We start from the raw sequence: 20,373 nt of genomic DNA, 5'->3' as shown, positions 1-20,373 counted from the left end.
AGGTCCCAGGATGCCGCAGGCACAAGCTTCGGAAGTCAACCTCAACGAGATCCTCCAGCAGGTCGCGCGCGAGAAGGATATCGAGCTCGATCGCTGGATCAGCGCCCTCGAAGACGCGATGGCCTCGGCGGCCAAGAAGCAGCACCGGATCAAAGAGCCGGTGCGGGCTCACCTCGATCGGGAAACCGGTCAGTTCACCGCCCACATCGTCAAGCAGGTGGTCGAAGAGGTCGAGGATCCCCTCGCCGAGTGGACTCTGGAAGAGGCCCGTGAGCACCAAGCCGATGTCGAGGTCGGAGGCGAGGTATTGCTGCCGATCTCGACCGAAGGCCTCGGCCGCATCGCCGCCCAGTCCGCCAAGCAGGTGCTCTACCAGCGGGTGCGGGAGGCCGAGCGCGAGAACATCCACGACGAGTTCATCGACCGCGTCGGCGAGGTCATCAACGGCACCGTCAAGCGCTTCGAGCGCGGCGACATCATCATCGACCTCGGCCGCACCGAGGCGGTCGTGCCGCGCAGCGAGCAGTCGCGCCACGAGCGCTACAGCCAGGGCGAGCGGATTCGCGCCGTGATCGTCGACGTCCACACCCAGCCGAAGGGCCCGCAGGTTGTGATCTCGCGCACCGATCCGCGCCTGCTGGTCAAGCTCTTCGAGATGGAGGTGCCGGAGATCTACGACGGCACGGTGGTGATCAAGAATGCCGTGCGGGCTCCCGGCGAGCGCGCCAAGGTCGCCGTCTACAGCCGCGAGCGCGACGTCGATCCGGTCGGCGCCTGCGTCGGCATGAAGGGCTCCCGGGTCCAGTCCATCATCCGCGAGCTGCGCGGCGAGAAGATCGACATCATCGAGTACAGCGACGACCTGGTGACCTTCGCCCAGAGCGCTCTGGCGCCGGCCAAGATCACCCGCGTGTCGGTCACCCACCCGGGCGAGTATCCGCACCTCGATGTCATCGTCGAGGACGAGCAGCTCTCCCTCGCCATCGGCAAGCGCGGCCAGAACGTTCGCCTCGCCGCCGAGCTGATCGGTGCCAAGATCGACATCAAGAGCGAGACCGACGTCAAGGACGAGGTCGCCGATGCCCTGGCGCGCATGCTGCAGAACGCGATGAGCGAGGCGGAGTCCGAAGATCAGGTGGCGGAGGCGGTCGAGATCGACCTCACCAAGGCTCCCGGGATCGGCGCCAAGACCGCCGAGAAGCTCGCCGAGGCCGGCTTCGGAGTGCTCGGAAATCTGCTCGCCACCGACGTCGCCAGCCTGTCGGCCGTCGAGGGCGTCGGAGAGAAGACCGCCGAGGGCCTGCTGGAGTGGGCGCTCGCGGAGAAGACCCGTCTCGATCAGGAGGCCCTCGGCGAGGGCCTGAGCTTGCAAGAGCCGGAGAGCAGCTCTTCGACGATGGGCGACCAGGACTTCATGGCGGCCCTCAACCAGGCCTTCCACGAGAGCGAGCAGCTGCGCGATACGCTGGCTCAGCGGACCGCCGACGAGGAAGGCGAGCAGGCAGAAGTGGAACCCGAAGGCGAGGAATCGGAGTAAGCGACCACCAGCGCATCAGGGGTGGCCGTTTCGCGGGGACTCCTCGGTAGCTCACAGAGGTTTGGAGAGAAGATGGGAAAGATTCGGGTTCAAGACTTGGCGAAGAAGATGGGGATCCCCAACCAGGACCTTGTCTTCAAGCTGAAATCGATCGGAGTGCGGGTCGAGGGCGACGACGCCCATATCGACACCGACATCATCCAGGCGATCCTCCAGGGGAAGAAGCTCCCCCACCCCCGCGAGGTCATTCTGCGCGATGCGCCGCAGACCAACGAAGCCGCCAACCTGCGGCGGCGGATGCCGCGTCGTGCACCAACCAATCCGCTGCGCCCGTCTCGTCCGCGCACCTTGATTCAGAAGGTCGAGCCGAAGATTCAAAACCTGCCGGTCTCGCGCAAGGCCAAGGCCGAGCCGGAAAAGCCCGCCGCAACGGAAGCGGTGGCGGCGGCAGCGCCCGCCCCGGCTCCGGCAGCGCCGCCCGAGGCACCGCGCAAGGAGCGTCCCAAGAAGGACAAGAAGGGGCGCCGTCCGGACGTCCCCGACGAGCAGGCGGAGCTGGAGAGCTTCCGCGGTGCCGTCGAGGAACTCGACAAGGAGCCGGAGGCCCCCAAGGCGCCGGTGGTTCCGAAGACCAGTCGCCGCAAGCGCCGCGCCCAGCGCAAGGCCGAGCAGAAGTCGACCTCCACCAGCGAGGTGTCCTTCGCCAAGGGCCGCCCGGAGGGCCCGGTGATGATCAGCGAGGGCATGACCGTGCGCGAGTTCGCGGACAAGCTCGGCATCAAGTCCAAGGAGTTGATCAAGACGCTTTTCCAGCGCGGTCTGATGGCCAACATCAACCACGTTCTCGAGACCGACCTAGCGGAGGAGATCGCCATGGAGTTCGGTATCGAGGCGATGATCGTGTCCTTCGAGGAAGAAGTCCAGCTCAACCTCGAGAGCGCCCGCGGCGAGACCCCGGCCGGATCCGACCCGCGTGCCCCGGTGGTGACCATCATGGGACACGTCGACCACGGCAAGACGTCGCTCCTCGACGCCATCCGGGAGTCGCGCGTCGCCGAAGGCGAGCACGGTGGCATCACTCAGCACATCGGTGCCTACGAGGTGCGCGCCGGCGAGGCCAAGGACAAGAAGATCGTCTTCGTCGACACCCCCGGCCACGAGGCCTTCACCATGATGCGCGCCCGCGGCGCCGGGGTCACCGACATCGTGGTCTTGGTGGTGGCGGCGGACGACGGCGTCATGCCTCAGACTATCGAGGCCATCGACCACGCCCGCGCCGCCAAGGTGCCGATCATCGTCGCCATCAACAAGATCGACAAAGAGAACGCCAACCCCGATCGCGTCAAGAAAGAGCTCGCCGAGCGCGAGCTGCTGGTAGAGGACTGGGGCGGTGACACGGTGTCGGTGGAGATTTCCGCCCTCAAGCGGGAGCGCATTCCAGACCTGCTCGAGATGATCCTGCTGACCGCCGACCTGCTCGAGCTCAAGGCCAGCCCGGAGATCGCCGCCCAGGGGGTCGTGCTCGAGGCGCGCAAAGAGGTCGGCCGCGGCATCGTGGCCACCGTGCTGGTTCAGAACGGCACCCTCTCGGTGGGAGATTCCTTCGTCGCCGGCGCCACCGTCGGCCGGGTGCGGGCGATGACCAACGATCTTGCCGAGCGCATCACCGAGGCCGGCCCGGCGACCCCCGTCGAGATCACCGGCCTGACCGATGTTCCGGACGCCGGTGACGTGCTGCAGGTGGTCGAGGACGAGGTCAAGGCGCGCAGCATCGCCGAGCACCGCCAGCAGGAGCAGCGACGCAAGGATCTCGGCTCCATCGGGACCTCGAAGCTGTCCCTCGAACAGCTCTTCGACCGCATCCAGGAAGGCGAGGTCAAGGAGCTTCCGGTGGTCCTCAAGGGTGACGTCCAGGGCTCCATCGAGGTGCTCAAGGACACGCTCGCCAAGGTCGGCACGGACAAGGTCAAGGTGCAGGTCCTGAGCTCCGGCGTCGGCGCCGTGTCGGTCAACGATGTGCTTCTGGCATCGGCCTCGAACGCTCTGATCATCGGATTCAACGTCCGCCCCGAGCGCAAGGCCATGGAGCTCGCCGAGAAGGAAGAGGTCGAGATTCGCTCGCACACGGTGATCTACGAGCTCACCGAAGAGCTGCGCAAGGCGATGGCCGGACTCCTCGACCCGACCTTCCGCGAGGTCAGCACTGGCCAAGCCGAGGTTCGCGAGACCTTCAAGGTGCCGAAGATCGGCACCGTCGCCGGCTGCCACGTCATCGACGGCAACATTCCGCGCAACGCCGCGGTTCGCCTGCTGCGTGACAACGTGGTGGTCTACGAGGGCAAGATCAGCTCCCTCCGGCGCTTCAAGGACGACGTCGCCGAAGTGCGGTCGGGCTTCGACTGCGGTATCGGCCTGGAACGGTTCCAGGACGTCAAGCCCGGCGACGTCATCGAGGCCTTCGTCAAGGAAGAGGTCGCCGCCACCCTGTAGCGGCGGCCCTTCTGGTCAGCACCCCGGGGCGCCCCCGCCCCACTCCCGTCGAGGTCTCGTCGATGTCGGTCCATATTGCCGTTGTGAGCTTCGAGCTGCACCTGCCCGGAGCCCGGAGCCTGAAGGAAAAGCGCCGCACGGTGCGCTCGCTGGTCGATCGAATCCACGCCCGCTGCCGCGTCTCGGTGGCCGAAACCGGCTTCCAGGAGCTGCATCAGCGAAGCGAGATCTCGGTCGCCGCCGTCACCAGCGACGCCCTCGACCTGGAGCGCAAGCTCGACGACGTGCGGCGCCTCGCCGAAGACTCGGCGGAAGCCCTTCTGCTGCGCTGGGAGCCGCGCTGGATCGATGGACATGCCGAGTCCGAGGCCGCAGGCTGGTCGGACAACCCTTGGGACGGCGACGGCGCAGGCGACTGGAGCACGAGCGGCGCAGGAGAACCAGATGACGACTAAGGCCAATGCCCCGGACGATCTCGTCGCGAGCCTGCGCCAAGGGCGCCGCTTCGTGATCACCAGTCACATCAACCCCGATGGCGACGCCATCGCCTCGGGGCTGGCTCTGGCGCGCCTCCTGCGCGGCCTCGGCAAGGCGGTGACCCTTTGGTACCGCGACCCCGCTCCCAGCATCTATCTGGCTTTGCCGGGAATCGACGGGATCCACCTCGGGGAGACTCCTCCAGCGGCCTTTCCGGATGGCTTCGATGCCATGATCATGCTCGAGTGCCCGAGTCCGGACCGATCCGGCCTCGAGGACCATCTCGCGGACATCACCACCATCAATGTCGACCACCATCTCGGCAATCAGGTCTACGGCCGGGTCAACTGGGTCGACGCCTCGGCTCCGTCCGTCGGTGAGATGATCTATCGTTTGGCCTGCACCATGAAGCTGCCGGTGGACGCCACCACGGCGACTGCCCTCTACCTCACCCTGGTCACCGACACCGGCGGCTTTCGCTTCGCCAACGCCACTCCCGCGGCATTCGAAGCAGCCGCCGCGCTGGTGCGCGAAGGGGCGCGCCCGGAGCAGGTCTCGCAGTGGGTCTACGAGAGCCAGCCGGAAGGCATGATGCGATTGCTCGGCGAGATGCTGGCCACCCTCGAGCTGCACGCCGGCGGACGCATCGCCACGGTCCATCTCGACCTCGACATGTTCGAGCGCGCCGGTGCCGTCGCCGGTGACAGCGAAGGCCTGATCGACTTTCCGCGCTCGATCGCCGGCGTCGACGCCGTCGCGCTGATTCGCCAGCGCCCGGAGGGCGACTTCAAGGTCTCCCTGCGCAGCCGCGGCGACACCGATGTCGAGAAGATCGCCAGCGCCCACGGCGGCGGTGGCCACCGCAACGCCGCCGGCCTGGTGCTCACCGGCACCGCCGACAGCGTTCGCCATCAACTCATCGCCGCCCTCGAAGCGGCCCTCTGAAGCGGCCATGAACCAGAAGCAAGGACTCCTGCTGGTCGACAAAGAAGCCGGCGGCACTTCCCACGACGTGGTGCAGAAGGCGCGTCGCATCCTCGGCACCCGCAAGATCGGGCACTGCGGCACCCTCGATCCAGAGGCCACCGGCCTGCTGGTGCTGACGGTCGGCGCTGCCACCCGCCTGACGCGCTTTCTGATCCGGGCCCCGAAGGTCTACGAGGGAACGCTTCATTTCGGTCAGGTCACGGACACCTACGATGCCGCCGGACAGGTGGTCGCCGAGCACTCGACGGCCGACTTGACGCTGGCGGCGGTGCACGAAGCGATGGCCGCCCTCGAGGGTGAGCTCGATCATCTTCCCCCTCCCTACTCGGCCAAGAAGCACAAGGGGAAGAAGTACTACGAGCTCGCCCGGGAAGGACAGGAAGTGCCGCAGGAGCCCAAGCGGGTGACGGTCTACGAGTGGTCGCCGCAGGGCGAGATCCTCGACGATCGCCTCGAGTTCGTGCTGCGCTGCTCCTCCGGCACCTACGCCCGCACCCTGGCCCACGACACCGGTCAGGCGGTGGGCTGCGGCGCCCACCTGGCGCGGCTGCGCCGGCTACAGGTCGGCCCCTTCGCCCTCGCCGACGGCCTCACCCTCGGTGAGCTCGCCGAGCGCTGCGATGCGGGCACCGACTTCGGCGCCGCCTGGATACCCTTCGACCAGATCCGCCTGCCCTTCGAAGAGGTCGCCCTCGACGTTCAGCAGGAGCGGCGCATCCTGCACGGCCAGACGGTCTTGCTGCGCAACCGCGGTGAGGCCGAAGGTGACTGGATCAAGCTGATGAACGCGCGCCAAGAATTTCTTGCCGTCGGGACCGTCGCCGAACGCATCGGCGAGCGCGGCGTCGCCATTATCCAGCCCAAAATCGTTTTCAAAGGATAGAGATTCCGCGACCAGCGGACAAATCCAAAGCTCAGGACGAAACCCAACGGCGAGACCGCCTCGACGCACGACGGCAGAGCCAAACGGCGGCTCCGTACGCGGGCTTAGGGCTTATGGTAAGGTCGCGCGGTTGATTGAAAGAGAGTGAAAGAAGGAGGAGTCAAAGGTGGCTCAAACAGCAGAAAAGAAAGCCGAAATCATCGCGGAGTACAAGCTCCACGACCACGACACCGGATCTCCAGAGGTACAGGTCGCGCTGCTCACCCAGCGCATCGTGGAGCTCACGGAGCACTTCAAATCCCACAAGCTGGACCACCACAGTCGGCGCGGGCTGCTCAAGCTCGTCGGCCGGCGGCGGCGGCTGCTCGACTACATGAAGGGTAAGGACGTCGAGCGCTACCGCACCATCATTCAGCGACTCGGACTGCGCAAATAGTCCCCCTCCCTGTTTCCAGGGAAATCATCGGCTTCGCGAGCCGCGCCCGCTGGGCGCGGCCTTCCCGCGCAGCCCTGCGCGCTGGTGCGCGCCCGGGAGCGGACCTCTCCGCCCCGTCAAGGTAAGCAAAAGAGAAAAGAGAAAAGATGATCATCAGTAAAGAAATCGATCTAGGCCCCCAACCCATCACCATCGAGACCGGTCGTATCGCTCGTCAAGCCGACGGCTCCGTCACCGTGCGCTGCGGGGACACCGTCGTCCTGACCACCGCCTGCATGGACAAGCGCAACGATCGGCCGCGGGATTTCCTGCCTTTGACCGTCGAATATCGCGAGAACACGGCAGCGGCGGGACGCATCCCGGGGGGCTTCTTCAAGCGCGAGGGGCGGCCCTCGGAGAAGGAGATCATCACCTGCCGCCTCACCGATCGGCCGCTGCGCCCGCTGTTCCCGGAGGGCTACACCCACGAGACGCAGATCATCTCCTTCGTGATGTCGGCGGACGGTGAAAACGATCCCGACATCCTGGCCATCAACGGCGCCTCCACCGCCCTGGTGCTGTCCGAGATCCCCTTCTACCACCCGGTGGGAGCGGTGCGCGTCGGCATCATCGACGACGACGTGGTGTTCAATCCCACCAGTTCCCAACGCGACGTCGCCGACCTCGATCTGATCGTCGTCGGCACCGAAGAAGCCGTGGTGATGGTCGAAGCGGCGGCCAATCAGGTTTCCGAGCAGGTTCTCCTGGACTGCATCTTCAAGGGCCACGACGAGCTCCAGAAGGTGATTCGGGCGCAACATCAGATGTTCCGCGAGGCCGGCCTCACCAAGCCCTCTTGGGAGGCTCCCGAAAAGTACACCCAGGAGTTCTTCGACCAGGTCAAGGCGGAGCTCTACGGGCCCCTCAAGGACGCGATGAAGACGGTCGGGAAGTTCGAGCAGAAGGACCGCATCAACGAGGTCACCGGCCAGTACCTGGAGCGCATTCCGGAGGACGACGAAGAGACCCGGGCGATGTTCGGTCCGGTCCTCAAGACCCTCGAAGAAGAGATCCTCGCCGATGTCGTGCTGAACGAGAACAAGCGTCTCGACGGCCGCGACCTCGACGAGATCCGGACCATCTCCATCGATACCGGCGTGCTGCCTCGCACCCACGGCTCGGCACTCTTCACCCGGGGCGAGACCCAGGCGATGGTCACCGCCACCCTCGGAACCAGCCGTGACGCTCAGATCGTCGAGGAGTACGAGGGCGAGAGCCGGCAGAAGTTCCTCCTGCACTACAACTTCCCGCCCTTCTCCGTCGGCGAGGTGCGCTTCCTGCGCGGTCCCGGTCGGCGTGAGATCGGCCACGGCGTGCTGGCGCGCCGCGCCCTCACGGCGGTCCTGCCGGACGATGAGGACTTCGCCTACACGGTGCGTGTCGTCTCCGACATCCTGGAGTCCAATGGCTCCTCGTCGATGGCGACGGTGTGCGGCGGCTCGCTGGCGATGTACGACGCCGGCGTTCCCATCGAGGCGCCGGTGGCGGGAGTCGCGATGGGCCTGATCAAGCGCGACGACCGTTTCGCCGTGCTCTCCGACATCGCCGGCCAGGAAGACCACTTCGGCGACATGGACTTCAAGGTCGCCGGCACCCGTGAGGGCATCACGGCGCTGCAGATGGACATCAAGATCACCGGCGTCAGCCGGCAGATCATGGCCCGCGCCCTCGAGCAGGCGCACGCCGGCCGCATGTTCCTCCTCGACAAGATGGAGTCGGCGCTGCCGGCGCCGCGGGAAGAGCTGTCGCGCTACGCGCCGCGCCTCTACACCGTCGAGGTTCCGCGCGAGAAGATCCGCGACATCATCGGCCCGGGCGGCAAGACCATCCGTTCGATCGTCGAGGAGACCGGTTGCGAGATCGACATCCAGGACGACGGCAAGGTGGTCATCGCGTCGCCGGACGAGCCGGCCGCCAAGCACGCCATGGAGCTCATCGAGCGCCTGACGGAGATGCCCGAGGTCGGCAAGCAGTACACCGGCCAGGTGCGCCGCGTCGAGCCCTACGGTGCCTTCGTCGAGATCATGCCCGGCACCGATGGCCTGGTGCACATCAGCGAGATGGCGCCCTACCACGTGCGCGAGATCGGGGACGTCGTCTCCGAAGGCGATGAGCTCACCGTCAAGGTGATCAACATCGACGACACCGGCAAGGTGCGTTTGTCGCGCAAAGCCGTGATCATGGAAGCGCCGGACTACGATCCCGCCGAGTACGCCCACCTGCAGGAGGCCAGCGGTGGTGGCGGTGGCCGTGACGGCGGAGGACGCGGTGGCAGCCGCGACGGTGGACGTGGCGGCCGCGGTGGTCGCGGTGGCGGCGGCGGTCGCGGTGGCGGCGGCGGTCGTGGTGGCCGCGGCGGTGCTGGTGGACGTGGCGGCCGCGGTGGTCGCGGAGGCGGTCGCGGACGCAGCTAGCCCGACCGGCTCACCAACTTTCAGCGACGAGGGCGTATGTTTCTGATTTTGCGGCGTAATTCGAACCCCGGCTGCTCGCAGGACGTCGAGCTGCGCGGGGTCGCGCCGCGACCGGAGGCCTGGCCTCTGCAGAAACCTTCGCTCTCTCGCCGAGAAATCCGGAGAGAAAGGCGGGTTGGCCGATGACTGCCGTCGACCGAGACCGGCTGGTCGCTGAGCTCCACCAGTACTTGGAGGCCGATCAAGGCCGCGACTACGGCCCCAACGGCCTCCAGGTGCAAGGCGCTCGCGAGATCCGCAAGGTGGTGACCGGCGTCTCCGCGAGCCGCGAGCTGTTCGAGCGCGCCGCCGACGCCGGGGCGCAGGCAGTCCTGGTCCACCACGGCCTGTTCTGGGACGGCATGCCGTCCCAGCTCACCGGCGTCATGCATGGGCGCGTCGCCGCGCTGATGCGTGCCGACCTCAACCTCATCGCCTATCATCTGCCGCTCGACCGCCATGGCGAGGTCGGCAACAACGTGCTGGCGGCTCAGGCCCTCGGCCTCGCCGAGCTCGAGCCCTTCGCCGTCAACCTCGGTTTTCCGATCGGCTACCGGGGGCGCTTCACGGCCCCCCTCCCCTTCTCCGAGCTTTTGGCGCGCTGCGCCCAGCTCTTCGGCCAGCAGCCCTTGGCCCAAGGATCCGGTCCCGAACAGATCTCGACCGTCGGCATCGTCAGCGGCGGTGCTCAGAAGGATATCTACCAGGCGATCGCTGCCGGCCTCGATGTCTTCATCACCGGCGAGATCAGCGAGTGGGTGATGAACCTGGCCCGCGAAGCCGGCATCCACTACCTTTCCGTCGGCCACCATGCGAGCGAAGTGCTCGGGATCAAGGCCCTCGGGGAGTGGGTCGCCGAGCGCTTCGGGATCGAGGTCGAGTACATCGACGTGCCGAACCCGGTCTGACCGGCGAGCCCGCTCGGGCCGAGCCAGCTTTGGTAGGGGACTCGGGACTCAGGTACCGGCCGCGCGAGAGAAGAGGGAGAAGAAGTTCCTTCCGGTGCGCTCACAAATCGTCGCCATGGTCTCACCGCGCTCGTCCGCCAGACGTTGGGCGATCTCGACCACGTAAGCCGGCTGGTTGCGCTGCCCGCGATGGGGCACCGGTGCCAGGTAGGGTGAATCGGTTTCCACCAGCTCGCGGTCTTTCGGCAGCTCTGGGATCACCTCGCGCACATTGTCGGCGCGGCGAAAAGTGATCATTCCCGAGAGGCCGAGGTAGAAGTCCCGCGCGATCAGCTCGCGAGCCATCTCCAGGCCACCGGCGAAGGAGTGAAAATCGGCCTGCAGGCGGTCGAAGGCCGGCTCGCGCACGATCTCGAGCATGCGTTGGTTGGAATCGCGGTTGTGAACGATCACCGGCAGGCCGACGTCGATGGCGAGCTCCCACTGCTCCCGCATCGCCTGCTCCTGCTGCTCCCGCGGCGAGTTGTCGTAGAAGAAGTCGAGGCCGCACTCCCCGACCGCCACCACGCCCGGTTCCGCGAGCAGGGACCGTAGACGCGCCGAATCCCCGGTTTGCCACGAGCTGGCCTCGTGGGGGTGGGTGCCGAGAGCGCACCAAACGTCTTGATGACGGCGACAGAGATCGAGCAGGACCTCGGCCTCGTCGAGGCGAATGGCCGGCACCAGGAAGCCCTCCACGCCGCGCTCGCGCGCTTCGTCGAGGGCGCGCTCCCGCTCCTCCGGCGACAGCGACTGAAGGTGGCAGTGGGAATCGATCAGGCCGCGGGTCACCGCACGCGAGTCCCGTTTTCGACCGGCTTCTCCGGCCGCACCACCACCGGTACGCCATCGACGGAGGCGGCCAGCACCATGCCGCGCGATTCGACTCCCATCAGCTTGGCGCTGGCGAGGTTCGCCACCACCACCACCTGGGTGCCGACGAGGTCCTCCGGCGCATAGTGCTTGGCGATGCCGGCGACCACCTGTCGCAGCGCCTCCTCCCCCAGGTCGACCTCCAACCGCAGCAGCTTGTTCGACTTCGGCACCGGCTCCGCCAGGCGCACCGTGCCGACCTTGAGCTCGGTGTCGAAAAACTGCTGGATGTCGATCTCGGCGACCTCATCGGCGGTGCCCTTCGCGGGCTTCTTTTCGGGCTTCTTCTCCGGCTTCTTTTCCGGCCCATCCGCCTCGGCGGTAGCTTCGGCGAGGTAGGCCTTCTTGTCGATGCGGGGGAAGAGCGGGTCCGGCTTCGGCAAATCGGCCGAGGTCGGCGCCCCGCCCCACTCGAGAGAGCCGCCCTGGGGGTCGCAGCCAAGGGCGGACAAGACCTGCGGCGCGACCTTCGGCATGAAGGGCAGCAGACCGGTGGCGACGATGCGCGTCGCCTCCAGGCCGTTCCACAGAATCCGGCTCACCCGGTCGCGCGCTGCGGGATCCTTGAGCAGCTTCCAGGGCTCGCGCTCGACCAGGTACTGGTTGGCCTGGGAGAGCAGCTTCCACAAGCTTTCCAGAGCGCGACTGAAGGCCAGATCGCCCATCGCCTGGTGATAACCCGCCACCGCCTCGGCGGACGCCCCGACGAGGGGATTGTCGTCGCACGAGAGGGGCGGCGTCTTGCCGTCGAAGGCGCGTCGCGCCAGCGTCACGACGCGGCTCACGGTGTTGCCGAGATCGTTGGCCAGGTCGCCGTTGTAGCGATCGACAAAGGCCTCGTCGGAGAACTGCGCATCCTGGCCGAAGATCATCTCCCGCAGCAGGAAGTAGCGCAGGCTGTCGGTACCGAAGCGCTCCATCAGCTCGTCCGGGCGGACCACGTTGCCGACCGATTTCGAGACCTTCTTCTTGTCCAACAGCCACCAACCATGAGCCCAAACGGTGGTCGGGAGGGGCAATCCGGCGCTCATCAGGAAGGCCGGCCAGTAGATCGCATGGAAACGCAGAATGTCCTTGCCGACCAGATGCAGGCGCTCGTCGCCGCCCTCCCAGAAATGGCCATAGCGCTGCCGTTCGTCGCCCTGCCGGCCATAGCCGAGGGCGCTGATGTAGTTGGTCAAGGCGTCGAGCCAAACATAGACCGTCTGTCCTTCATGGCCCGGGAAGGGGATTCCCCAGTCGAGATTGGCGCGGCTGACGGAAAGGTCCCTCAGGCCCGAGTCGACAAAGGAGCGCACCTCGTTGAGGCGGCTCTTGGGGCGCACGAACTCGGGGTGTGAGTCGTAGAGCTCGAGCAGCGGCTGCTGGTACTTCGAGAGGCGGAAGAAGAGGTTGTCTTCGGAATGCCATTCGGCGGCGCTTTCGTGGACCGGGCAGCGGTTCTCCGGCAGCAGCTCCTTCTCGGTGTAAAAGAGCTCGCAGGAGGCGCAGTACCAGCCCTCGTGGCTCGCCGTGTAGAGGTCGCCGGAGGCCGCGATCCGCTCGATGATCTCCGCGACGCCGAGGGCGTGACGCGGCTCGGTGGTGCGGACGAAGTCGTCGTGGGAGATGTCGAGAAGCTCCCAGAGCTGGTGATAGCGCGCCACGATGCGATCGGCGAGCTCGATCGGTGCCAGGCCCTCGCGGGCCGCCGCCCGCTCGATGTTCTGGCCGTGCTCGTCGGTACCGGTGAGGAAGCGAACGTCCTCCCCCTGAAGCCGCCGATAGCGCGCCAGCGTGTCGCCGACGACGGTGGTGAAGATATGCCCGATGTGGGGCATTCCGTTGACGTAGTAAATCGGGGTCGTGACGTAAAACCGGTTCATTCGCTCCTCCTCCAGGCGGCGAATCGTAGCAGGGAATCGCGCTCCGGCAGTGGACCCGTCTCCACCGGCGCCCGCGCGATTCAATTCGCGACCGACTGGAGCTCCGCGGTCACGAATCGGTACTGACTGCCGCAGAAAACACAATCGGCCTCGATCTCGCCGGACTCGGCGACCAGCGACTCCGCCTCTTCAGCGGACAAGGTCGAAAGATGACCGAGGAGCTTCTCCCGGCTACAGCGGCAGCGATAGAAGACCTCCCGCTGATCGAGGGACCTCGGCTCGAGGCCGGCGAGGAGCTGGCCCAAGACCTGGTCGGCACCACCGTCCTCCAGCAGGCGGCTGACGCCGACCGTCGCCGAGAGGTTTTCTTCGAGGCGACTCACCACCTCCGGCGCCGCCTCCGGTAAGGCCTCGATCATCAGTCCGCCGGCGGCGGCGATGCCGTGCTGACGGGTCAGGACGCCCACCAACACCGCGGACCGGGTCTGCTCGCTCTGATCCAGGTAGTGGGCGAGATCGTCGCCGATCTCACCGCTCACCAGCTCCACCTGACTCTGATAACGCCGGCCGGCCACTTCCCGGGCCACCCGCAGCAGGCCATCGCCGACGGCCCGACCGACGTCGAGCTTGTTGGCAGGAGTCCGCGGCACGTCGACCAGCCGGTTGCCGACCAGGCCGCGGAGATTGCCTTCGCCATCGGCCTCGACCAGCACCTGGCCCAGGGGACCATCACCGCGCACCTCCAGCATCAGGCGGGTGGGGGTCTTCTCCGCCATTCGAACCAACAGGGCGGCACCGGCCATGGCCCGCCCGAGGGCAGCGCTGGCGACCGGCGAGAGATCGAGCCGTCGACGATAGGTCTCCAGGATTGAGGTCAGGTCGACCATCGCCCAGCGCAGACCGTCGCGGCCCGCCAGCCCGAGGCGCAAACGTCCTTCCGCAAAGGGCTTTCCATCGCTAGGCAAGGGTCTTCTCCTCGGCTTCCGCGAGCTCCTTGTCGGCTGCGCCGAGGGCGGCCTGCCAAACCACCCGCCAGGGCACCTCAGCGGCTTCCGCCCGCCGTCGGCAGTCGTCGAACTCCGGAGCCAGGATCGGCCGCCGCCCGGGCAAGCGGCCCACCTTGACCCGCACCTCACCATAGGCCGTGGTCACGGCGTGCGACGAGCGCTCCGCCTCGAGACGCTCGGCCTCATACCAGCGGCACCCGAGGGACCCGGACTCCTCGAGCAGCACTTCGGCCAAGGTCGCGCGATCGGCCGGCCGCGTCAGCATCGTGATCAAGCTCCCGGGACGACTCTTCTTCATCTGCACCGGCGTCAGGGTAACGTCGAGAGCGCCGCGCTCGAGCAGGCGCTCGACCACCAAGCCGAGACCTTCGCCGGTGAGGTCGTCGACCTGGGCTTCGACCACCGTGACTCGCGGCGCCGGGTCCGATGTCTCGGCAGTCCGGCCGAGCAACAGACGAAAGACGTTCGGTCGGTCTTTCGAATCCCGGCTGCCCAAGCCGTAGCCGGTTCCCGAAAGCACCATCTCCGGTGCTCCGGTCACGAACTCGTCCACCAGCTCGGCCAGCAGCACGGCGCCGGTCGGCGTCACCAGCTCGCCGGTTCCGTCGCCGACGATCGGGATCCCCGCCAACAACTCCGCCGTCGCCGGCGCCGGCACCGGCAGCAGGCCATGGGCCGTCATCACCTGGCCGCTGCCAACGTGTACCGGACCACAGGTCACGCGTTCTGGCGCCAGGTACTCGAAGGCCGCCGCCGCCGCCACCAGATCGACGATCGAGTCGAGGGCACCGACCTCGTGGAAGTGAACTCGCTCCAGCGGCACTGCGTGAACTTTGGCCTCAGCTGCCCCGAGCCGCAGAAACAAGCTCTCGGCACGCTCGCGAACGGTCGGCGAAAGACGGCTTGCGGCGAGCAGCTCGAGAATCGCTGCGAGGTCGCGATGGGAGCCGTGATGATGGACGTGGACGTCGGGCTCAGCGTCGACGTCCGGTTCGCCGCCTCGATTTGCGGCCGGCTCGGCCGCGGATCCTGGAGCCGAGCCATGGGAAGGGTGGTGATCGTGGCCGTGGTGACTATGCCCGTGGTGAACATGGCCGTGGTGACTATGCCCGTGGTGAACATGGCCGTGGTGACTATGCCCGTGGTGATCGTGGCCGTGGTGATCATGGGAATGGTGATGGGCCGACCGGCGTCCGCCGGCCTCCTCCTCCAGAGGTCCACCACCATCCACCGGCTCGCCGTCCAGGAGGACTCGGAAACGCCGCCCCGAGACTCCCCCGCGGAGGGCCGTTGGAGCCCTCACCGCAAGGCCGGGAAGATCGAGGGCCGTAACCGCCTCCTCGACCACCGACAACGGCATACCGAGGTCCAGACAAGCACCGAGAAACATGTCGCCGGCAATGCCGCTGAAGCACTCGAAATGAAGCATCTGCGCCCGTTTCATAGCGGCCTAAGCTACCACGCACCATGGCTCCGAAGTGAGGTCCAGCGGCCTCCTCTCCCGATGATCAGGTGGTCGATCATCGGCACCCCGACGAGGTCTCCGGCGTCGGCCATGCGGCGGGTGAAGAGGAGGTCTTCGGCGCTCGGCGTCGGATCGCCGCTGGGATGGGTGTGGAAGAGCAGGACCCCGGCCGCCCCCTGCAGCAGGGCTTCGCGCAGCACCTCTCGCGGCTCCGCCGCCGCCCGCCGCAGAGTTCCCCGGAAGAGCTCGCGATCGATCATCAAGCGGTTGCGGGTATCGAGGAAGAGCGCCCCCATGACCTCCTGGTCGTGTAGGCCGTAGCGCAGATTGAGGTAGCGCGCCACCGCCTTCGGCCGGTCGAGCGGCTGGCGGGTCGGCATCTCGGCGCGCGCCAATCGCCGGCCGATCTCGACGGCGGCGAGCAGACTCGCCACTTTCGCCGGCCCCAGACCCGGGCGGCGCAGGCTGCGGCCATCGGCACCGAGGAGGCCCTCGAGGCCACGCATGTCGCGCAGCACAGCGCCGGCCAGAGCCAGCGCCGACTGGCCCCGGCGGCCGGAGCGCAGCAAGACCGCCACCAGCTCCGCATCGGACAAGCTTCCCGCCCCCTGCGCCAGCAGTCGTTCCCGCGGCCGTTCACCATCCGGGAGCTGCCGCATCGCAAGATCCATGATCGCCATCGACGTTCTTCTCTCCTTCGGGATCGAGAACGCGGAATCGGCCCCGGCATCGCTCGCCAATGCAACAATGGCGCGAAATTGAGTAGGCTTGCGCTCCGCGGGAGCGGCCGCTCCTCGCAGTTTTGAGAGATCTCCTCCGTGCCCCATCTGCCCCACGCCTTCGGCCAGCTCGCAAAGCCGACCGAAGAGCCGCGAATCGCCATCCTTCCGCTGCCCTTCGAGCGCACCACTTCCTACGGCAAGGGGACGAGCGAAGGCCCGGCCGCCATCCTGCGCGCCTCCCAGGCCCTCGAGCTCTACGACGAGGAGCTCGAGTCAGAGCCCTGGCTGCAAGGCATCGAGACCCTGCCGGCCTTCCTGCCGGAAGCTTTCGATCTGGAGACCGCCCTGGCAGAGATCGAGGAAGCCTGCCTCGCTCCCCTGCAAGCCGGCCGCTTCTTGGTCACCCTCGGCGGTGAGCACAGCTTGAGTCAGGCGGCGGTGCGGGCCGCAGCCAGGACCTGCAGCGAAGCCATCGGCATCGTGCAGTTCGACGCTCATGCCGATCTGCGCGATTCCTACGACGGTACCCGCTACAGCCATGCCTCGGTGATGCGCCGCCTCGTCGAGCAGGGATTCCCCTCCCTGGCGGTCGGAGTGCGCTCCCTCTCGGTGCCGGAAGCGTCCCTGGTGCGCCAGCTCCGGATGCCGGTGTTGTGGGGCCACGACCTGCCTCGGCGGGACCTCGCCGAGCGCTTCGCGGACCTCCTCGCGGACCTCCCAGAGACGGTCTACCTGACCTTCGACCTCGACTATTTCGATCCTTCCCTGGTCCCCGCCACCGGCACGCCGGAACCCGGCGGTGGCCTCTGGTACCCCACCCTCGAGCTGCTTCGTCTGTTGTTCGAGAATAAGCGGGTCGTCGCCATGGATGTCGTCGAGCTCGCCCCCATCGGCGGCCTCACGGCACCCGATTTCTTGGCCGCCAAGCTGGTCTACAAGTGCCTCGGCTACCTGCAGCAGAAGGCGTCGTGAGCCCAACCATTCACGCCGTGCTGGTGGAACCGGAAATCCACTGGAACGCCGGCAACGTCGGTCGCACCTGTCTCGCCGCCGGCGCGCAGCTCCACCTGGTGGAGCCCCTCGGTTTCGAGCTCTCGGATCGGCGGGTGCGCCGCGCCGGCCTCGACTACTGGCCGCGGGTCCAGCCGCACCTGTGGTCCTGCTGGGAGGAGTTCCACACCGCCACTGAGGATCTCGGCGAGCTCTTCTTCTTCGCCCCCGAGGGACGGCGGGATTTGTGGAGTGCCGACTACGGCCGGAACCCGGTCCTGATCTTCGGCCGCGAGAGCACCGGCTTGCCCCGCCCACTGTTGGAGCGCTTCGCTGAGCGCACCGTCGCGGTGCCGATGGCCGATCCGGAGCTGCGCTCGCTCAATCTTTCCACCACCGTGGCCCTGGCTCTCTACGAAGTGCTGCGCCAGCGTCAGGCATCGTCGGGCTCCGCGAGCTCGGCGAACTCACCTTCGACGCGGTAAGCCCGCACCGGCCGACTCAACCCCTTGAGCTGCGTCTCGCCGAGGCCCTCGCAGAGAAACGCGCCCGGTAGCTGGGCCTTGGTGTGGGGTCCGATGACGATCTCTCCCGGACCCGCGACGGCATCCTCGAGCCGCGCGGCGACATTCACCGTGTTGCCCAACACCGTGTACTCGACGCGCTTCTCGCTGCCGATCTCGCCCACCACCACCGGTCCACTGTTGAGAGCCACCCGCACGTAGATCGGCTGCTCGCCCTTGCTCTCTCGCTCGACGCTCCACTCGGCGACGGCCCGCTGAATGGCGAGGGCCGCCCGCACGCCTCGGGCGGCATGATCCGGCTGCGCCACCGGCGCGCCGAAGAAGGCCATCACCGAATCACCGATGAACTTGTCGAGGGTGCCGCCGAACTCGAAGATCGCTTCGACGGCGCGGTCGAAGTACTGGCCGAGGAAGTCCGCCACCGCCTTCGGGCCGGCGTTTTCCGCCACCGGCGTGAACCCCACCAGATCGGCGAACAGCACCGTCGTCTCCATGGTGCGTAGCGGATGCTGGCGCTGCGCCTCGCCCTGCAGGATCTCGTCGACCACCGCCGGCGAGTGATAGCGCGCCAGCCGCTCCCGAGAACGCCGCTCGACCTCCAGGCGATGGACGTTGCGCAGCCCTTCGATGGCCATCGCGGCGTAGCTCGCCAGGGCGGTGGCGATCTCGAGATCGCGCTCGCCGAAGATCTCGGATCGGATCGGCGAATCGAGATGAACGGCACCGATCACTCCGCCCTCGGACCAGATCGGCACACACAGGGCGGCGCGAATCTGATGCAGGCGGATCGACTCACCACCGGTGAGGCGATGGTCGGCGCGGGCATCGGTGGTGACCAGGGCCACCTCCTGCTCGATCACCGTATTGAGAATGGTGGTCGACACCGGCACCACGCCGGAGGGTGCCATCACCACCTGATCGCCAAAGCGCGCCAGCTCACACACCAGGTGGCTGTCCTGCTTGAGGAACAGGAAACCGCGATCCACCGACACCGCCGCGAAGACCGCGTCCATGACGGCGCGGGCGGCATCTTCGACCCGGTCGGCGCGCAGCAGCTTTTCGGCGAGCTGTACCAGGGCGGCCAGAATCTGCGTTTCCTGGCCCTTGTCTTCGAGCACCGACTTGAGGTTGTCGAGGCGGACGATGACCTGCGCCTCGTCGTCCACCGTACTCACCGTCGGCCCCCGATCCTCGACCAGCACGTCGAAGGTCCCGAGGGTGAGGCGCGTGCCGGCCTCGATCGGCCCCCTGGAAACCAGCGTGTCGTCGAGCAACACGCCGTTGGTGCTTCCCAGATCGACCACTTCCCAGCCGGTCGGCTGGCGGTGGATCTCGCAGTGACGACGGGACACGGAGGGATCCGCCAGGACGATGGAGTTGTCGCGCCCGCGCCCGATGGTGACCTGCTCGTCGCCGAGATCGAAGGTTTGCTCCCCCGCCGGCGAGGAGATTCGCAACCGCAGCATGGTCAGAGTTCGCGGCCGGTGGAGAGACCGAGGAAGCCGCGCCCGAGCCGACGACCGTGGTCGAGGACCCAGCGATCACCGTCGAAGAGCTGGTCAAAGGCCTCGACGGCCGGCTCCCAGAACTGCGTGCCGGCGCCGGAGACGATTCGCCGCGCCGCCTCCACCGGCGCCAGCCCCTGGCGGTAGGGACGTTCCGTCACCATCGCGTCGAAGGCATCGGCGACCGCCAGGATGCGCGCCGAGTAGGGGATCTCCTGGTCGCGCAAGCCGTCCGGATAGCCCCCGCCATCGATGTGCTCGTGGTGGGCGCGCACCGCCGGGACGACGTGCCGCAGGCCGTGGATCTTGGCGAGCATTTCGGCGCCATCGGCGGGGTGTCGCCGCATGACCTCCTTCTCCTGCGTCGACAGCGGCGCCGGCTTGCGCAGAATCGAGTCCGGCGTCGCCAGCTTGCCGACATCGTGCAGCGTGGCGGTCAGCATCAGCTCTTCGAGCTCCGTGACCCCCAAGCCCAGCTCGCTTCCCAACAGCAGCGAGTAGGCGGTGACGCGATTCGAATGGCCGCCGGTATAGGGATCCCGCAGCTCCGTCGCTTCCGCCAGGGCCGTCACCGTGTCGAAGAACTGGCGTTTGCGCTCGGCGAACAGACGGGCGTTGTCGATCGCCTGGGCGAGAGGACCGGCGAAGACGTTCATGCGCCACAGGTCGCCAAGGGTGAAGCCTTCCGCATCCACCGGATTGAGTAGCTGCATGACGCCGACCACGCGCCGCTGAACGCCCAACGGCACGGTCAGCAGGGAGCGGGTTTCGAAGCCCTGCAGGGGCTCGCCGCGCCAGCGCGAATCGGAAGACACGTCGTTGACGATCTCCGGCTGACCGCTCGCCGCCACCGCCCCGACGATGCCTTCCCCGACCGGCACCCGCAGTCCCCGAATGCCGGGGGCCGCCTTGCCGCGCACCACCCGGAAGAAGAGCTCCTGGCGCTCCTCGTCGAGCTCCCAGATAGAGCTGGTTTCGGCGTGGCACACTTCCTCGGCTCGCACCAGGGCGAGGTCGAGGAGCCGGTCGAGGTCGAGGGTGCGACCGATCTCACCGCTGATCTCGAGGAGCTTCTCGACCTCCGACAGGCGACGGCGGAGATCCTCGATCTCGCCGTCCTTGGGCAGTGCCGACGGGAGGCCGAGCTGCAGGTTGAGGCGCGGCTCGATCATC

At 67.2% G+C, this 20,373-nt stretch carries 17 protein-coding genes; 10 read left to right on the top strand and 7 right to left on the bottom strand.

Annotated features, from left to right (window positions below; genetic code table 11):
- Positions 1 to 10 precede the first annotated feature (10 nt).
- The 8 genes from nusA (at position 11) to AAF604_00250 (ending at position 10,210) form a co-directional block, all read left to right on the top strand.
- On the top strand, positions 11 to 1,537 hold the full coding sequence (gene nusA / locus AAF604_00285; protein MEM7048060.1) for a transcription termination factor NusA: 1,527 nt from the start codon (positions 11 to 13) through the stop codon (positions 1,535 to 1,537).
- 72 nt (positions 1,538 to 1,609) lie between these two features.
- Positions 1,610 to 4,027, top strand: a complete 2,418-nt coding sequence (infB, locus tag AAF604_00280) for a translation initiation factor IF-2 (protein MEM7048059.1) — start codon at positions 1,610 to 1,612, stop codon at positions 4,025 to 4,027.
- A gap of 62 nt (positions 4,028 to 4,089) precedes the next feature.
- Positions 4,090 to 4,482, top strand: a complete 393-nt coding sequence (locus AAF604_00275) for a DUF503 domain-containing protein (GenBank protein ID MEM7048058.1) — start codon at positions 4,090 to 4,092, stop codon at positions 4,480 to 4,482.
- Positions 4,472 to 5,449, top strand: a complete 978-nt coding sequence (locus AAF604_00270) for a bifunctional oligoribonuclease/PAP phosphatase NrnA (GenBank protein MEM7048057.1) — start codon at positions 4,472 to 4,474, stop codon at positions 5,447 to 5,449. The genes AAF604_00275 and AAF604_00270 overlap by 11 nt, the downstream gene beginning before the upstream one ends.
- A gap of 7 nt (positions 5,450 to 5,456) precedes the next feature.
- On the top strand, positions 5,457 to 6,374 hold the full coding sequence (truB, locus tag AAF604_00265) for a tRNA pseudouridine(55) synthase TruB (protein ID MEM7048056.1): 918 nt from the start codon (positions 5,457 to 5,459) through the stop codon (positions 6,372 to 6,374).
- 166 nt (positions 6,375 to 6,540) lie between these two features.
- Positions 6,541 to 6,810, top strand: coding sequence for a 30S ribosomal protein S15 (rpsO, locus tag AAF604_00260; protein ID MEM7048055.1), 270 nt, complete (start codon positions 6,541 to 6,543; stop codon positions 6,808 to 6,810).
- 146 nt (positions 6,811 to 6,956) lie between these two features.
- Complete coding sequence (gene pnp, locus AAF604_00255; protein ID MEM7048054.1) at positions 6,957 to 9,263, top strand: polyribonucleotide nucleotidyltransferase; 2,307 nt, start codon at positions 6,957 to 6,959, stop codon at positions 9,261 to 9,263.
- A gap of 182 nt (positions 9,264 to 9,445) precedes the next feature.
- Positions 9,446 to 10,210 (top strand): Nif3-like dinuclear metal center hexameric protein, encoded by a 765-nt coding sequence (locus AAF604_00250; protein MEM7048053.1) that lies wholly within the window; start codon positions 9,446 to 9,448, stop codon positions 10,208 to 10,210.
- 48 nt (positions 10,211 to 10,258) lie between these two features.
- Here AAF604_00250 and AAF604_00245 read toward each other — a convergent pair whose 3' ends face one another.
- The 5 genes from AAF604_00245 to radC form a co-directional block, all read right to left on the bottom strand.
- Positions 10,259 to 11,041 carry a TatD family hydrolase gene (locus AAF604_00245; protein MEM7048052.1) on the bottom strand — a complete coding sequence of 261 codons (783 nt, stop codon included), beginning with the start codon at positions 11,039 to 11,041 and terminating at the stop codon, positions 10,259 to 10,261.
- Positions 11,038 to 12,987 (bottom strand): methionine--tRNA ligase, encoded by a 1,950-nt coding sequence (gene metG / locus AAF604_00240; GenBank protein ID MEM7048051.1) that lies wholly within the window; start codon positions 12,985 to 12,987, stop codon positions 11,038 to 11,040. Before metG ends, AAF604_00245 begins: the two co-directional genes overlap by 4 nt.
- A gap of 80 nt (positions 12,988 to 13,067) precedes the next feature.
- Positions 13,068 to 13,952: an Hsp33 family molecular chaperone HslO gene (hslO, locus tag AAF604_00235; protein MEM7048050.1), complete on the bottom strand. Its 885-nt coding sequence runs from the start codon at positions 13,950 to 13,952 to the stop codon at positions 13,068 to 13,070.
- A complete protein-coding gene (larC, locus tag AAF604_00230) occupies positions 13,945 to 15,423 on the bottom strand; it encodes a nickel pincer cofactor biosynthesis protein LarC (protein ID MEM7048049.1) in 1,479 nt (492 codons plus the stop codon). The genes hslO and larC overlap by 8 nt, the downstream gene beginning before the upstream one ends.
- 26 nt (positions 15,424 to 15,449) lie before the next feature.
- Complete coding sequence (radC, locus tag AAF604_00225; GenBank protein ID MEM7048048.1) at positions 15,450 to 16,139, bottom strand: DNA repair protein RadC; 690 nt, start codon at positions 16,137 to 16,139, stop codon at positions 15,450 to 15,452.
- A gap of 138 nt (positions 16,140 to 16,277) precedes the next feature.
- Here radC and speB point away from each other — a divergent pair, with 138 nt between their 5' ends.
- The gene (gene speB / locus AAF604_00220) at positions 16,278 to 17,153 is read left to right on the top strand and encodes an agmatinase (protein ID MEM7048047.1); all 876 of its coding nucleotides are present in this window, start codon (positions 16,278 to 16,280) and stop codon (positions 17,151 to 17,153) included.
- Positions 17,150 to 17,656, top strand: coding sequence for a tRNA (cytidine(34)-2'-O)-methyltransferase (locus tag AAF604_00215; protein MEM7048046.1), 507 nt, complete (start codon positions 17,150 to 17,152; stop codon positions 17,654 to 17,656). Before speB ends, AAF604_00215 begins: the two co-directional genes overlap by 4 nt.
- On the opposite strand, the gene AAF604_00210 is transcribed toward AAF604_00215, so the two are convergent.
- Together AAF604_00210 and AAF604_00205 are read right to left on the bottom strand one after the other, a co-directional pair.
- A complete protein-coding gene (locus AAF604_00210; protein MEM7048045.1) occupies positions 17,605 to 19,161 on the bottom strand; it encodes an adenylate/guanylate cyclase domain-containing protein in 1,557 nt (518 codons plus the stop codon). The two genes, AAF604_00215 and AAF604_00210, sit on opposite strands and share 52 nt — an antisense overlap.
- 2 nt (positions 19,162 to 19,163) lie before the next feature.
- Positions 19,164 to 20,372, bottom strand: coding sequence for an HD domain-containing phosphohydrolase (locus AAF604_00205; GenBank protein MEM7048044.1), 1,209 nt, complete (start codon positions 20,370 to 20,372; stop codon positions 19,164 to 19,166).
- Position 20,373 lies beyond the last annotated feature (1 nt).

The sequence above is a fragment of the Acidobacteriota bacterium genome (assembly GCA_039028635.1).
Taxonomy (GTDB): domain Bacteria; phylum Acidobacteriota; class Thermoanaerobaculia; order Multivoradales; family JBCCEF01; genus JBCCEF01.
Note: the sequence above shows the minus strand (reverse complement) of the source record. Positions and strands in the feature narration are given on the sequence as shown.

Bases quoted from the DNA above. Each gene is read 5' to 3' on its own strand.
- radC (MEM7048048.1), bottom strand. From the start codon at position 16,139: ATGGCGATCATGGATCTTGCGATGCGGCAGCTCCCGGATGGTGAACGG.
- AAF604_00250 (MEM7048053.1), top strand. From the start codon at position 9,446: ATGACTGCCGTCGACCGAGACCGGCTGGTCGCTGAGCTCCACCAGTAC.
- truB (MEM7048056.1), top strand. From the start codon at position 5,457: ATGAACCAGAAGCAAGGACTCCTGCTGGTCGACAAAGAAGCCGGCGGC.
- nusA (MEM7048060.1), top strand. From the start codon at position 11: ATGCCGCAGGCACAAGCTTCGGAAGTCAACCTCAACGAGATCCTCCAG.
- larC (MEM7048049.1), bottom strand. From the start codon at position 15,423: ATGCTTCATTTCGAGTGCTTCAGCGGCATTGCCGGCGACATGTTTCTC.
- AAF604_00275 (MEM7048058.1), top strand. From the start codon at position 4,090: ATGTCGGTCCATATTGCCGTTGTGAGCTTCGAGCTGCACCTGCCCGGA.
- AAF604_00205 (MEM7048044.1), bottom strand. From the start codon at position 20,372: ATGATCGAGCCGCGCCTCAACCTGCAGCTCGGCCTCCCGTCGGCACTG.
- AAF604_00210 (MEM7048045.1), bottom strand. From the start codon at position 19,161: ATGCTGCGGTTGCGAATCTCCTCGCCGGCGGGGGAGCAAACCTTCGAT.
- pnp (MEM7048054.1), top strand. From the start codon at position 6,957: ATGATCATCAGTAAAGAAATCGATCTAGGCCCCCAACCCATCACCATC.
- infB (MEM7048059.1), top strand. From the start codon at position 1,610: ATGGGAAAGATTCGGGTTCAAGACTTGGCGAAGAAGATGGGGATCCCC.
- metG (MEM7048051.1), bottom strand. From the start codon at position 12,987: ATGAACCGGTTTTACGTCACGACCCCGATTTACTACGTCAACGGAATG.
- AAF604_00270 (MEM7048057.1), top strand. From the start codon at position 4,472: ATGACGACTAAGGCCAATGCCCCGGACGATCTCGTCGCGAGCCTGCGC.